Origin of the sequence: Staphylococcus ratti (genome assembly GCF_020883535.1) — a bacterium.
Taxonomy (GTDB): domain Bacteria; phylum Bacillota; class Bacilli; order Staphylococcales; family Staphylococcaceae; genus Staphylococcus; species Staphylococcus ratti.
Genome location: NZ_CP086654.1, coordinates 1154807 through 1168716, shown reverse-complemented (window position 1 = coordinate 1168716; position 13910 = coordinate 1154807). Strand labels below are relative to the sequence as shown.

At 34.6% G+C, this 13910-nt stretch carries 13 protein-coding genes; 2 read left to right on the top strand and 11 right to left on the bottom strand.

Translation table 11 applies throughout. The features are described 5' to 3' along the window. The first annotated feature begins 23 nt into the window (after positions 1-23). Positions 24-1133: a flavodoxin-dependent (E)-4-hydroxy-3-methylbut-2-enyl-diphosphate synthase gene (gene ispG, locus LN051_RS05665; protein ID WP_274704557.1), complete on the top strand. Its 1110-nt coding sequence runs from the start codon at positions 24-26 to the stop codon at positions 1131-1133. A 60-nt stretch (positions 1134-1193) separates the two neighbouring features. Here ispG and LN051_RS05660 read toward each other — a convergent pair. From LN051_RS05660 to LN051_RS05635, 6 genes are all read right to left on the bottom strand, one after another. Beyond that, a protein-coding gene (locus LN051_RS05660; protein WP_229291578.1) for an IS3 family transposase occupies positions 1194-2335 on the bottom strand; the annotation gives its coding sequence in 2 pieces (ribosomal slippage) (positions 1194-2065 and positions 2065-2335; 1143 coding nt in all). A 182-nt stretch (positions 2336-2517) separates the two neighbouring features. Then, positions 2518-2928 (bottom strand): Fur family transcriptional regulator, encoded by a 411-nt coding sequence (locus tag LN051_RS05655; protein WP_229291577.1) that lies wholly within the window; start codon positions 2926-2928, stop codon positions 2518-2520. Next, a complete protein-coding gene (locus LN051_RS05650) occupies positions 2891-3778 on the bottom strand; it encodes a metal ABC transporter permease (protein ID WP_229291576.1) in 888 nt (295 codons plus the stop codon). The genes LN051_RS05655 and LN051_RS05650 overlap by 38 nt, the downstream gene beginning before the upstream one ends. Then, entirely contained in the window at positions 3775-4545 is a 771-nt protein-coding gene (locus tag LN051_RS05645; protein WP_229291575.1) for a metal ABC transporter ATP-binding protein, read from the bottom strand. The genes LN051_RS05650 and LN051_RS05645 overlap by 4 nt, the downstream gene beginning before the upstream one ends. A gap of 144 nt (positions 4546-4689) precedes the next feature. Beyond that, positions 4690-5583 carry a deoxyribonuclease IV gene (locus tag LN051_RS05640; protein ID WP_229291574.1) on the bottom strand — a complete coding sequence of 298 codons (894 nt, stop codon included), beginning with the start codon at positions 5581-5583 and terminating at the stop codon, positions 4690-4692. A gap of 13 nt (positions 5584-5596) precedes the next feature. Continuing rightward, positions 5597-6937, bottom strand: a complete 1341-nt coding sequence (locus tag LN051_RS05635; protein WP_229291573.1) for a DEAD/DEAH box helicase — start codon at positions 6935-6937, stop codon at positions 5597-5599. Positions 6938-7115: 178 nt separating this feature from the next. Here LN051_RS05635 and LN051_RS05630 point away from each other — a divergent pair, with 178 nt between their 5' ends. Next, positions 7116-8084 (top strand): 4-hydroxy-3-methylbut-2-enyl diphosphate reductase, encoded by a 969-nt coding sequence (locus LN051_RS05630; protein ID WP_229291572.1) that lies wholly within the window; start codon positions 7116-7118, stop codon positions 8082-8084. A 46-nt stretch (positions 8085-8130) separates the two neighbouring features. Here the strand turns inward: LN051_RS05630 and LN051_RS05625 are convergent, their stop codons facing one another. From LN051_RS05625 to LN051_RS05605, 5 genes are all read right to left on the bottom strand, one after another. Then, positions 8131-9231 carry a Nif3-like dinuclear metal center hexameric protein gene (locus tag LN051_RS05625; RefSeq protein WP_229291571.1) on the bottom strand — a complete coding sequence of 367 codons (1101 nt, stop codon included), beginning with the start codon at positions 9229-9231 and terminating at the stop codon, positions 8131-8133. After that, complete coding sequence (locus tag LN051_RS05620) at positions 9228-9905, bottom strand: tRNA (adenine(22)-N(1))-methyltransferase (protein ID WP_229291570.1); 678 nt, start codon at positions 9903-9905, stop codon at positions 9228-9230. Before LN051_RS05620 ends, LN051_RS05625 begins: the two co-directional genes overlap by 4 nt. 190 nt (positions 9906-10095) lie before the next feature. Next, positions 10096-11205 (bottom strand): RNA polymerase sigma factor RpoD, encoded by a 1110-nt coding sequence (gene rpoD / locus LN051_RS05615; RefSeq protein ID WP_019165210.1) that lies wholly within the window; start codon positions 11203-11205, stop codon positions 10096-10098. A gap of 17 nt (positions 11206-11222) precedes the next feature. Continuing rightward, positions 11223-13007 (bottom strand): DNA primase, encoded by a 1785-nt coding sequence (gene dnaG, locus LN051_RS05610; protein ID WP_229293569.1) that lies wholly within the window; start codon positions 13005-13007, stop codon positions 11223-11225. A 70-nt stretch (positions 13008-13077) separates the two neighbouring features. After that, positions 13078-13902, bottom strand: coding sequence for a pyruvate, water dikinase regulatory protein (locus tag LN051_RS05605; protein ID WP_229293568.1), 825 nt, complete (start codon positions 13900-13902; stop codon positions 13078-13080). Positions 13903-13910 lie beyond the last annotated feature (8 nt).

The following is a 13910-nucleotide window of genomic DNA, read 5'->3' as shown; positions in this document are numbered from 1 at the left end:
AGAAATTAAAGGAGTTTCTATTCATGTCTGAAATTACACATCGTAAAAATACGCGACCTGTAAAAGTGGGCAATTTGACTATTGGTGGTTCAGATGAAGTTGTGATTCAAAGTATGACAACAACAAAGACACACGATGTTGAAGCAACAGTGGCTGAAATCAAAAGATTAGAAGAAGCTGGTTGTCAGATTGTACGTGTCGCATGTCCGAATGAAGAAGATGCACATGCTATTAGAGATATTAAAGCACAAATTAATATCCCTTTAGTCGTTGACATTCACTTTAATTATAAATTGGCGTTAATTGCTATCGAAAATGGTGCCGATAAAATCCGTATTAATCCGGGTAATATAGGTCGTCGTGAGAAAGTAGAGGCTGTTGTAGAAGCCTGTAAAGCCAAAGGTATTCCGATACGAATAGGTGTTAATGCAGGTTCACTAGAAAAACATATTTTGAAAAAGTATGGTTATCCAACTGCTGATGGCATGGTAGAAAGTGCATTACATCATATTAAAATTCTTGAAGATTTAGATTTTCACGATATCATCGTATCTATGAAAGCAAGTGATGTTAATTTAGCTATTGAAGCCTACACGAAAGCAGCTAAAGCATTTAACTACCCGCTACATTTAGGTATTACAGAAAGTGGTACTTTATTTAATGGAACGGTGAAGTCTTCTGCAGGACTTGGAGCTATTTTGGCGCTAGGAATAGGTAATACATGTCGAATTTCATTATCAGCAGATCCAGTGGAAGAAGTAAAAGTGGCTAAATCGCTTTTAAAAGCATTTGGATTAGCAAGTAATGCTGCGACACTTATTGCCTGTCCAACTTGTGGGCGTATTGAAATCGATTTAATTTCAATTGCTAATGAAGTTGAAGATTATATTGAAAAATTAAAAGTACCTCTTAAAGTGGCAGTACTTGGTTGTGCTGTTAATGGACCAGGTGAAGCACGCGAAGCTGATATAGGTATTGCTGGTGCACGTGGTGAAGGTTTGTTATTTATGAAAGGTAAAACGGTTCGAAAAGTACCTGAGGAATCAATGGTAGACGAATTGAAAATGGAAATTGACAAACTTGCTGCTGAATGGGAAAAGAAAAAAGAAGAAGAAACTGCTACATCATCATAATCATCATAAAAAAACGCTACCGACGAATTAAGGCACTGAACCCTTAAAATACACTATGCGCTAGGCTGCTAATTCTCTGTATTTTACAGGGGATAAGTAGCCTAGTTTTTGTTGAATTCGATTATTATTATAGTTTTTAATGTACTTTTCGACAATATCTATTATAATGTGGTTAGAGCTATTAAGCTTTTTATTGAGGTAGAAAGTTTCAGACTTTAGCGAGGAATGGAAACTTTCTATCGGGGCATTATCGGCAGGTGTTCCCTTTCGGGACATACTTCTGATAATGCCTTTTTCTTCACATAATTGATAATAAGAATAGGATGTATAAACACTGCCTTGGTCACTATGCAGTATGCAACCCTCAGGTATCTGAATTTGATTTAATGTATCATTAACTAAACTTTGGTCTTGTTTATCACCTATTTTATACGCCACAATTTCTCCATTATAAATATCCATTATCGAAGATAAATACAACATAGAATGACCAAATGGTAAATAAGTAATATCCGTTGTTAATACTTCCATGGGACAACTCGCTTTAAATTGTCTTTGTAATAAATTATCTGTTTTATAATAAGGCTTACCTAATCTTGTCGTCTTTTTAGGTCTAACTCGGCAGTTCAAGTGATACTTCTGCATAATTCTCTGTACTCTTTTGTGATTAATTGGTGATGTATAACATTGATTAACCAATGCCGTTATCTTACGATAACCATAGGTATAGTGATTAGCTTCACATAATTCAATAATTTTTTGTGTTACGGTATCCTTTTTAAGGGGCTTATTTTTCCACCGGTAAAATGTTGATTTAGATATGTTCAATACTTCTAGTATCAGTTTGATTGAATATTTATCCTTTAATTGATCCACTAAATCTATGATTACTGTTGGTACCACTTCCTTTCCAATGCCTTGTACTTTTTTAAAATTTCCAATTCAACATCTTTTCTCTTATTCTCTAATTTCAATTGTTCTACTTCTGAAAGTTCTTTTGGCCCTTTACCATAAGTATATTGTTTACCTACGTGTTGTGAGAATCTATAACTTTCACCATTTCGATACCATCGCCACCAAGTATCCACTTGTGTTTTATTTCTAATATTTAATGCGTTCATAATTTCTTTTGTCGTAAACCCAGCTACTTTCATTTCAACTACTTTATATTTTGTTTCTACTGAATAAGCCACTCTTTTCATAGAAAAAACACCACCGTAGGATTCATTTTAATATGAATTCAACGAAAGTGTTTTTATATTATTCCCAATATTTGGGGTCAGCTCATTAATCATGTCGGTAGCGTTTTTTAGATGCTCAGTCGATCCGTTTTTCTAGGGGCCTCTTCTTTTATATGGTCACATTTAAATACGATAATATGTGTTTAAGATTTACAATTTTCACATACACCATACACTTCTAGTTTATGCATTGCGATGTCTACTTCAGGTAAAGCTTTTTTTATTTCAGTCATCGGACAATAATTAATGACTTTTGTATCACCGCACGAAGTACAAATAAAATGATGATGATGATGTGAAGTACAAGCAATTCGAAATTTCATTTCCCCATCCATTTCTGTACTTTCAATAATACCGAGTGTTTTGAAGAGATGAAGATTTCTATAAATGGTATCAAATGAAATACCAGGATAGTCTTTATTCATCACTTGTTGCACATATTTGGCATTAATATATTTATCTTCTTGAATGAAAATATTGATAATGTCTTTACGTTTATCCGTATATTTATGTCCATTATCTTTCAACATGCGTATGGCTTCTTGCGTTTTCATTCAAATCCACTCCTTTTCCCTTTCCTTTGGTTACTTTTTGCATTATAAAAGTTAAGCTGAGTAGCATGATTAAAATAACTACAATGACACCGCCTGGTGATATATCAAGGTAAAAGGCAGTGATTAATCCAGAAACGACAGAAAATTCACCTATTAAAATACTAATGATTATAAATTGTTTAAACCCTTTTGTCCAACGCATTGCAATAGCGACTGGTAATGTGATTAATGCGCTCACAAGTAATACCCCTATGACACGCATTGAAGCTGAAATCACTAATGCAACGATAACGATAAATAAAAATGAAATCCATTTTGGAATACCGATGACTTGGCTATACTCTGCATCAAGCGAAAGAATAAACAATTCTTTATAAAATAAAAGAATAAAAGTGACTACAAGAACAGCAATAATGGTAATGGTGATTAAATCATTATACGATACCGCACTAATTGAACCGAATAAAAGGCCAACTAGTTCTTGGTTAAATCCGTCAGCTAAAGAAATAAAAATAGCGCTTAACCCTATGCCAGAACTCATTAATATAGGGATTGCAATTTCTTGATAATTTGTATAAGACGTTCTTAATTTTTCAATAAGTAATGCACCAACAACTGAAAATAATATCCCTGTCCAAATAGGACTTACAAATGCAAATGCAGTCGATGCACTCATGATAAACATGCCGAAAGAAATACCGCTCAAAGTGACATGACTTAAGGCATCAGCAATCAGAGAAAGTCGCCTAACCACAATGAATGTACCGATTAGTGGCGCAATTAAGCCTATTAACAGTCCGCTAATAAAGCTATATCTAATAAATTCAAAATTTAAAATTGCATCTATCATTTACAACACGCCCTATCATGTTGATGATCAACGAATTTGATTGGATGACCATAAATTTTAGAGATTTGGACTTCATCTAAAGATTTAAATTCATGTGCACTGCCGTGGAAATGTAAGTGTTTATTGAGACAAGCTACTTCAGTTGCTGTGTCTGCAACAACACCAATATCATGTGTCACAAGAATAATGGTCACCCCTTCTCTCTTTAAGTTTTCTAACGTCTCATAAAATTCACCGACATGTTTAGCGTCGATACCATTCGTAGGTTCATCTAAAATAAGTACAGACGGATCAGAAACAAGGGCCCGTGCGATTAATACACGTTGCTGTTGTCCTCCTGATAATTCTGAAACATTTTTGTATTTTAAGTCTTTGATATTAAGACGTTCTAATACATGATCCACTTTCATAGTGTCGGTTTTATTGAACCATTTAAATAAGCGCTTTTTTCGAGTTAATCCACTTAAAATAACTTCCTTAACCGTAGCTGGAAAGCCAGCTGTGACTGAGGAAGCCTTTTGAGAAACATAACTTATTTTATCTGTTGTTAATTTTTTATGATATGTCGCACCGTCAATAAATATTTCTCCACTTTGAATAGGCAGTAAGCCTAATATTAGTTTTAATAATGTTGATTTACCTGCTCCGTTCGGTCCAACAATTGCTAAAAATTCACCTTTATTGATTTTGATATTAATATGCTCTAACACTTTTTTATGTTCATAATGAAAATCAATGTTTTTGAGTTCAAATATAGGTTGGTTCATCCTCTCACCTCAACATAATATAATACCGCTTTATAAAAGTGATGTAAATAGTAATGTTTACGAAAATAAAAGCAATTAATGACGAAATTTTAAGCTAAAAAAACACCGAACAGCTTGCGTATGTACTGTCCGGTGCCTATATCATTATGCTTGCGTTAGTATTTTATTTTTCATTTCTGGATCGAACTGACTTTGTTTAAAAGCTTCGATCTCATATTTGTATGGGGGTTTCTTATTCTTTTTGTCTTCCCCTACATAAGGAGTTTCTAAAATTTTAGGAATATTTTCGAATTGCTTATGATGTACGATATAGTTTAATGCGTCAAAACCAATATGACCAAAGCCGATATTTTCATGTCGGTCTTTGTGTGCTTCTCTAGGATTTTTACTGTCATTAACATGAACTACTTTAATACGATCCACACCGATAATTTTGTCGAATTCGTTAAGTACACCATCAAAGTCATTAACAACATCATAGCCGGCATCGTGTATATGACAAGTATCTAAACATACGGATAAACGTTCGTTATGTGTAACACCATCAATGATTTGAGCAATCTCTTCAAACGTACGTCCAATCTCAGAACCTTTACCTGCCATTGTTTCAAGTGCGATGCGTACATCATTTTGATTTGTAAGTACTTCATTTAAGCCTTCAATAATACGTTTAATACCCACATCAGCACCAGCACCTACATGACTTCCTGGGTGTAGTACGATATCTTTAGCGCCTATAGCCTCTGTTCGTTCTATTTCATTTTGTAAAAAATTAACACCTAATTCAAATACTTCGGGTTTGTTTGTATTCGCAATATTAATAATATAGGGCGCATGTACTACAATATTTGAAAGTCCATATTCTTTCATTGTTGCTTGTCCAGCCTCGATATTTAAATCTTCAATCGCTTTACGGCGTGTATTTTGAGGTGCACCAGTATATATCATAAAAGTTGATGCACCATATTGGTGTGCTTCTTCAGCAGATGCTTGCAACATTTTTTTACCGCTCATTGAAACGTGAGAACCAATTAACATTTAAATCCAACCTTTATTTTTTATTTTTCCGATCAAGACGCTTTTTACGTCTACTATGTTGTCGTTTTTCTTGTCGTTTTAAATTTTCTACCTCTTGCTTAAATTTCTTTTTGTAACCCGGTTTTACTTTTTTCTTATTATTACGTTTAACTTTATTTTTAACTTGTTGCGTAATATGATCATCTTGTTTTTGTCTTAAACGACGTGTATTATGTGCTTTAATAGGCTTTAACTCACCATTTTTAATATCTACATTTTCAAAATGATAACCTTTTTGTTCGATTTGTTGAATCAGATATTCTTCATCAGGTTGATAGAGCGTGATGGCAATCCCTTTATAGTTACCTCTACCAGTACGACCCACACGGTGCGTAAAGAAATCAATGTCTAACGGTACATCATAATTGATTACGTGACTTACACCTTCGATATCAATACCTCGAGAAGCTAAATCACTCGCAATGACATATTGAAAATCTAAATTTCGGATGCGCTTCATTTGCTGTTTGCGTTCACGAGGTGATAAGCCTCCATGAATCATTCCGACTTGAATCCCTTTATGATTCAAGTTTTCAGCTAACGTATTTGCGTTGTCGCGACTATTACAGAATATAATACCCAAATAAGGATTGATTGTATCGATCAGTTCGATAGTTTTTTCTAACTTTTCTGTACCTCTTGTAGGTATTAAATAGAATGTAATATTTTTCTTGTTTTTTTGTTCAGTTTTAACTTCTACAAATTCAGGATTTTCTAAATATTTATTTAAAAATGGATGCAATGATTTAGGAATGGTAGCACTAAATACCGCTGTTTTAGCTTCTTTATCTAATCGTGCAGCAACTTGGTCCACTTCTTGTATTAAGCCTAAATCAATCATTAAATCTGCTTCATCTATAATAAGTTGCTTAGCAAGATGTACATGTAAAGCGCCAGATTTTGCTAAATCATTGATACGTGTAGGCGTACCAATAACAAGTTGCGGTTGTTGGGTTGTTTTTTGTTTGTCTTTTTCAAAATCTGTCCCCCCAATAAATAAGCTTACTTTTATCCCTTCTTTATGTGAAGCCAGTTGTAACGCAGCGTGATACAATTGTGTCGCTAATTCCCTAGTAGGCGCAAGAACAATGGCTTGCGGCTCTACTATCGATGCATCGATTAATTGAAAAATTGGAAGTAAAAATGAATGTGATTTCCCTGTCCCTGTTTGAGATTGCCCTATTAAATTCACTCTTTTTAATAATTTAGGAATGACACGTTGTTGAACGTCTGTCGGTTGTTGAAAGTTTAATTCATCTATTGCTGAAATTAAACTTGGGTCAAAATTAAAATGACCAAATGGGTGTTTAGGCATGAGTGGCCCTCCTTATTCTATCGTCCCTATATTATATAGGAATTTCTAGTGATTGAAAACTACTCCTCTCTAAACATAGCGATCCATCATAAAAATGGAAGCTGTTTCGCGTTCGAATAGTTTAAATCACTGTCTGAAGTTGCTATAATATAAATTTGAAGGAGGGTACGTGTATATTATGGAAATTATTAAAATCACTCCAAGAGGCTATTGTTATGGTGTTGTTGATGCGATGGTGATTGCGCGCAATGCTTCTTTGGATCCGAATTTACCACGTCCAATCTATATTTTAGGAATGATCGTTCATAATAAACATGTAACGGATGCTTTTGAATCAGACGGTATCATTACGTTAGATGGACCAAATAGATTAGAAATTTTGAATCAAATAGATAAAGGAACTGTCATCTTTACAGCTCATGGCGTATCCCCAGAAGTGAAAAGACGTGCTAAAGAAAAAGGACTCACTTGTATAGATGCCACGTGTCCAGATGTGGAAAACACACATACACTTATAAGGGAAAAGAAATCAGAAGGTTATCATGTCGTGTATATAGGTAAAAAAGGGCATCCTGAACCTGAAGGTGCTGTAGGGGTAGCCCCAGATGTTGTACATTTAGTTGAAACTAAGACAGACGTTGACGCGTTACCTGAAAAGCTTAACGACTATCCACTTATCGTGACGAACCAAACCACTATGTCGCAATGGGATGTTTTACATTTAATGGAAGATTTACAAGAAAAATTTCCGCATATCGAACAGCATAAAGAAATTTGTCAAGCGACACAAGTGCGCCAAGAAGCAGTTGCTGATCAAGCAGGAGTAGCGGATTTACTTATTGTTGTCGGGGACCCCAAAAGTAACAACTCCAACAGATTAGCACAAGTTTCAAAAGACATTGCACATACGAACTCATATCGTATAGCAGATTTGTCCCAATTGAACCTTGAATGGTTAAATGGTGTGGAAACTGTGGCGGTCACTGCAGGTGCTTCTACCCCTACACCTATCGTTAAAGAAGTAATTAATTTCTTGAAAAATTATGACCCAATGAATGCGGAAACGCATGATGTACAGTCTAATGTACCGGTTGAAAAAATCTTACCAAAAATTAAGCAAGCTAAACCAGTTAAAATTATGGAATAATAAACAACACGTCAATTTACAAAGATTGACGTGTTGTTTATAAAATTTAATAATACGTATAAGGGTCTGTATGCGTTTCTGATGGTATCACTTTAAATGAATGTGTTTCATTTAACCAATCTTCTAATAAATCTACTAGGCCTTCTTTCATCACATACTCACTGTAATGGTTGATATCGATTAAATTCATTCCAGCAATTTTTGCATCTAAAGCTTCATGATGTTTGATATCTCCTGTTATAAAGACATCTGCCCCTTTTTGCATCGCTTGTTTTTCAAAACCAATTCCTGAACCACCAATAATAGCTACTGTTTTTATTTCGGACTGAGTATCTCCAATAAACCTAATACTCGGCATATTTAACACGTTTTTTAAATGTGTCGTGAACGCTTCTACTGAATATGTTTTGTCGAGTTGACCAATCATTCCGAGTCCTTGATTATGTTCCTTTACTAATGGTATGAAATCATACACTGGCGTCTCATATGGATGATGATCTGTAATGAGTTGTACAGCGAGTGTCTTTTGTTTGTCTTCAACCATGAACTCTATTTTTAATTCTTCTACATTTTCAATTTCACCAATTGTACCAATAGTTGGATTGGCATTACCTACTGGTCTGAATTGTCCTGTCCCTTGAGCATTGAAAAAGGCATATTCATAATTCCCTTCTTTAGCGATACCGGCTTCACTTAATGCATCTTTAAATGATTTTGCAGCTGTAGCTGGAATAAACACTTGCACCTTATAATAATTCATTTCATTTGGATTTAAAATCGCTGGCGTACGTATTCCAATTCGATGCGCTAACATTGCATTGACACCTTTAGGATGTACATCCAAATTTGTGTGTAAGGCAATTAAGTTAATGTTATTTTGAATGAGTAAATATAATATAGAGCCATACGCATGGTCTTCTGTAATAGATTTAAGTCCTTTAAAAATAAGAGGATGGTGTGCAATAATTGTATTACACCCTTTATGAATTGCTTCAGTCACCACTTCGTATGTGCAATCTAAAGTAGTGAGCACACCACTTATTTCACTATCTTCATTGCCGACTAACAGGCCTACATTATCCCATGACTCAGCAGAATCAAAAGGTACATTTTTATCTAATAGAGAAAGTAATGCTTTTATTTTCATTGATTCAACACCTCTTTAATGAGTAATTGTTGATGTGTGATTTCTTGGTAGCGTTGTTGATGTTTTTCTGGATCTAAATGCTTTTTAATTTCATCTAGCGCCTCCAATTCACGTTCCCATTTTTCAATAAATAATTCATTAACATTCGTATGTAAAAAAGGACCGAATTTAAAATCTTTGTCCGTTAAATGCATTTCCCCTTTTTCAGCAACAATGATTTCATAAATGTGGGCACGTTCTTTAACTAAAACTTCTGTGATGATTTTATACTTATTTTCTTGTAAAAAACGTCGGATGGGTTCGGATTGTATATTAGATTGTAATAATAAACGTGGTCGATTAGGGATATGATGCCATCCATTCTTTAAGATTCGGGCGATTAATGGTCCACCCATACCGCAAATCGTAACGGTATCTACTTCATCTGTTTCTCCTAAAACAGTTAGACCATCTCCAAGACGAACGTCAATTTGTTTTGATAGACCGTGCATAGCGACGCTCTTTTGAGCAGCAGTAAAAGGCCCTTTTATGATTTCTCCAGCAATTGCTGTTTCTATTTGATTGTTTTGAATCGCATAAATAGGCAAGTAGGCATGATCGGACCCGATATCAGCAAGTTTAGATCCTTTAATGTATTCGCTTACTTTTAACAATCGACGATTAATTTGAATCATGGTGACGCTCCTTTAATATAAAAATAAGGGAGTTCAAACAGTACATCGAATGTTATCGCACATTGATAAAACTGTAATCTCCCTTTCATGAATCTATCTGTATGGAATCAAAGATATGCGAGCGATTAAAGCGAGTTAGCTATGCTCTTTTTATGATTCAATCACAAATATGAGATAAATATATTTAAAATTAGTCCATAAAGTCTTTTAAACGTTTACTACGGCTAGGATGTCTAAGCTTACGTAATGCTTTTGCCTCAATTTGTCGAATACGTTCACGCGTCACACCAAATACTTTACCTACTTCTTCAAGCGTACGTGTACGTCCATCGTCTAAACCGAAGCGTAAACGTAAAACATTCTCCTCACGGTCTGTCAAAGTGTCTAAGACGTCTTCTAATTGTTCTTTTAATAATTCATATGCAGCATGATCTGACGGACTTTGAGCTTCTTGGTCTTCAATAAAGTCTCCGAGATGACTATCATCTTCTTCACCAATTGGTGTTTCAAGTGATACAGGTTCTTGCGCAATTTTTAAAATTTCACGTACTTTTTCAGGTGGTAAATCCATTTCTTCTCCGATTTCTTCTGGTGCTGGATCGCGACCTAAATCTTGTAGCAATTGACGTTGAACACGAATTAATTTATTAATCGTTTCAACCATATGAACTGGAATACGAATTGTACGTGCTTGGTCTGCAATGGCACGCGTAATGGCTTGTCTTATCCACCACGTTGCATATGTTGAAAATTTAAATCCTTTGCTAAAGTCGAATTTTTCAACCGCTTTAATCAGACCCATATTCCCTTCTTGAATGAGGTCAAGGAAAAGCATGCCACGACCAACGTAGCGCTTCGCAATACTGACAACAAGACGTAAGTTAGCTTCAGCTAAGCGTGCTTTTGCAACTTCATCCCCTTGTTCAATACGTTTCGCAAGTTCAATTTCTTCTTGTGCGCTTAATAAATCAACACGACCGATTTCTTTAAGGTACATACGTACGGGATCGTTGATTTTAACTCCTGGAGGCGCACTTAAATCATTAGGATTCAACTTATCATCTGTATCTGAGCTGTCTTTTTCATTGACAAGCTGGATATCATTATCATTAATCATGTCAAAAAATTCATCCATTTGATCTGAATCCATGTCGAAGTTTTGAAGCTTATCTGCCACTTCTTCATGGCTAAGGTGACCTTCTTTTTTCCCTTTTTCAATAAGTTGTTTTTTTACATCCTCTAACGTTAAAGTTGGATCGATAGTCTCTTTTTTAATTACTTTTACCTGATTATCTGACATACAAAGGCCTCCCGATATTAATCTTGACGCTTCAATCTATTTCTGTTTTTATTCACTATCATTTCTAGATAATATTTTTTAGATGCTTCATCTTTATTACGTACAGCTTCACGCAATTTTTCATGAAGGTGTTCGAGTGAATCTGAATGACGATGTTCAGTCATTACATTTATATAATCAGACATTTCGTTCTCATACGGTTCTTCGTTAAGCGGATAATCTATCAAATATATCAGCGCTTCTTTAATTTCGTTCTGATTGATATAATTAATGCATTCACTTATTTCGAACTTTTCATGTTCAGCATAAAAGTCTCGTAAAACACTAAATATACGTTTAAAATACTCATTTGTAAAGTCGGTTTCTTCAATATTTTTATGAAAATTTAAAAAAACGTCTTTATCATTGATGAAATGCTTTAAAATAGCCCGTTCTGCCACTGCATTTTTATTTAATCTCACTTCTTGTTTTTGAGATGGTCTAACGTGTACATGTGATTTCGAGGATTGCGGCGAAATCTTTCCTACTTCATTATTTAGACTATCTAAAGAAACTTTAAACAAACGTGATGCATCTTGTAATACTTTTTTCTTAATAATATGCGATTGAATCTTAGAAGCATCATGAATAAAAGTTTTGTAAAATTTCTCATAAGCAAGGTCGTTATTTTCTATTTGGTTTTGATTTTGTAGCAGTTTATATAGCACAAACGCTTTTTTCTCTCCATTTACAAATTCTAAAAATTTGTCTTTACCATACTTTTCGATATATTCATCCGGGTCCATATCTTTAGGCAATTGAACGACAAATACATCGATGTTCTGATTTAAGAGCAGTTGACCAGTTTTTAATGTTGCTTGTGCCCCTGCACTATCACCATCAAATAATAAGGTCACGTGATTACACAGTTTTCTTAAAAAATGGATGTGTTCATCTGATAGTTGAGTACCCATACTAGCAACCACATTATGCAAGCCAGCCTCATCTGCTTTAATCACATCCATAAATCCTTCTAAAATGATGGTTTCATCTTGAGTACGAACATGTTTTCTTGCCCGGTCTAGATTATAAAGGAGTTTGCGTTTTTGAAAAATAGGCGATTCAGGGCTATTCAAATATTTTGGTTCTTGATTTTTATATGTTCGTCCAGAATACCCTACTATTCGCCCTTGCGCATTCGCAAGAGGAAACATAATTCGATCTCTGAAACGATCGTAATAAGTAAAATCTTCTTCGTTTCTAGATAAAATTCCAGCTTCAAAACCGAGATGCAGGTCAATCCCTTTTTTCTCAAAAAAATCAGTTGCGAAATGAGAAGAATTTGGGGCGAGGCCAATTTTACGCTCATTAATCATTTTGTCGGTAAAACCTCGATCATACAAATAGTGAAGCGCTTGTTCTCCTTCAACGGTTTTTATTAAAATATAATGATAATACTCCAATAAAGATTCGTGCATTTGAATCATTTGTAAATCATTAGATGCGATGTGGTGTGATGGTTCACCTTGACCAACATCTACCTTGATATTAATACGTTCCCCCAGCTGTTTAACCGCTTCCGTAAATGAGACATTTTCAATCTCTTGAACAAATTGGAAAATATTCCCACCTTTTTTACAACCGAAACAGTGACATATTTGTTTATCTTCAGAAACCGTAAATGAAGGCGTTTTTTCATCATGAAAAGGACACAAACCAATATAATTGCGTCCTCTTTTTTCAAGTTTGACATACTCACTTACGATATCTAATATGTCTGTATTATCTTTAATTTGATCAATGGTTGATTGTGGTATTCTCAAATTTATCACCTTAACCGTTTCATAAATAGCAACTAGCGCATTCAACTCAGTTTTAATATTATATTAGATTTTAATTAGAAAAGAAATTGTTATGCTCAATAAGCTGGATAATATTATTCGCGGTTTCTTCGATTGCTTTATCTGAAACATCTAACACTGGACAGCCGATACGATCAACGATTTTATTGAAGTACTCTAATTCTTCTTCTATGCGTGTATCAGTTGCATAACGTGCTGAATCAGAAAGACCGAGTTGTTTTAATCTTTCTTTTCGAATCGCATTTAATTTTTCTGACGTTATTTTTAGCGCAATACATTTCTTTGGATCGATTTCAAATAACATTTCCGGAGGCTGTACTTCTGGGACGATAGGTACGTTCATCACTTTATATCGCTTATGTGCTAAGTATTGAGAAATAGGCGTTTTTGAAGTTCTTGAAACACCAATCAGTACGATATCAGCTTTAGGAAGACCTTTAGGATCTTTACCATCATCATATTTAACAGCAAACTCCATTGCTTCAATTTTTTTAAAGTAATCTTCATCTAACTTGTGAACAATTCCAGGTTCGTTTATAGGTTGTTGTTGGAATGATTCTTCCATCATATTCATAATCGGGCCCATGATATCAACAGACTTAAGTTGATTTTCAGTAATAAGTTCGGCCATATACGCTCTTATATCTGGGCGTACTAATGTGTAAATAATCATAGAATTACTTTCTTTTGCCATTTGGATAATTTCGTCAATGTTTTGTTTAGTTTCAATGTAAGGATATCGAATGATATCTGAAGTGTTTTCAACATTTTTAAATTGAGAAATACAGGCTTTCGCAACGAGCTCTGCTGTTTCACCTACAGAGTCTGAGGCAATAATAATTTTCACTTTCGTCATAAGTCATT

Coding starts and splice junctions, on each gene's coding strand:
- LN051_RS05630 (WP_229291572.1), top strand. CDS start 7,116: ATGGAAATTATTAAAATCACTCCAAGAGGCTATTGTTATGGTGTTGTT.
- LN051_RS05655 (WP_229291577.1), bottom strand. CDS start 2,928: ATGAAAACGCAAGAAGCCATACGCATGTTGAAAGATAATGGACATAAA.
- LN051_RS05620 (WP_229291570.1), bottom strand. CDS start 9,905: ATGATTCAAATTAATCGTCGATTGTTAAAAGTAAGCGAATACATTAAA.
- LN051_RS05605 (WP_229293568.1), bottom strand. CDS start 13,902: ATGACGAAAGTGAAAATTATTATTGCCTCAGACTCTGTAGGTGAAACA.
- LN051_RS05625 (WP_229291571.1), bottom strand. CDS start 9,231: ATGAAAATAAAAGCATTACTTTCTCTATTAGATAAAAATGTACCTTTT.
- LN051_RS05640 (WP_229291574.1), bottom strand. CDS start 5,583: ATGTTAATTGGTTCTCACGTTTCAATGAGCGGTAAAAAAATGTTGCAA.
- LN051_RS05635 (WP_229291573.1), bottom strand. CDS start 6,937: ATGCCTAAACACCCATTTGGTCATTTTAATTTTGACCCAAGTTTAATT.
- LN051_RS05650 (WP_229291576.1), bottom strand. CDS start 3,778: ATGATAGATGCAATTTTAAATTTTGAATTTATTAGATATAGCTTTATT.
- ispG (WP_274704557.1), top strand. CDS start 24: ATGTCTGAAATTACACATCGTAAAAATACGCGACCTGTAAAAGTGGGC.
- LN051_RS05645 (WP_229291575.1), bottom strand. CDS start 4,545: ATGAACCAACCTATATTTGAACTCAAAAACATTGATTTTCATTATGAA.
- rpoD (WP_019165210.1), bottom strand. CDS start 11,205: ATGTCAGATAATCAGGTAAAAGTAATTAAAAAAGAGACTATCGATCCA.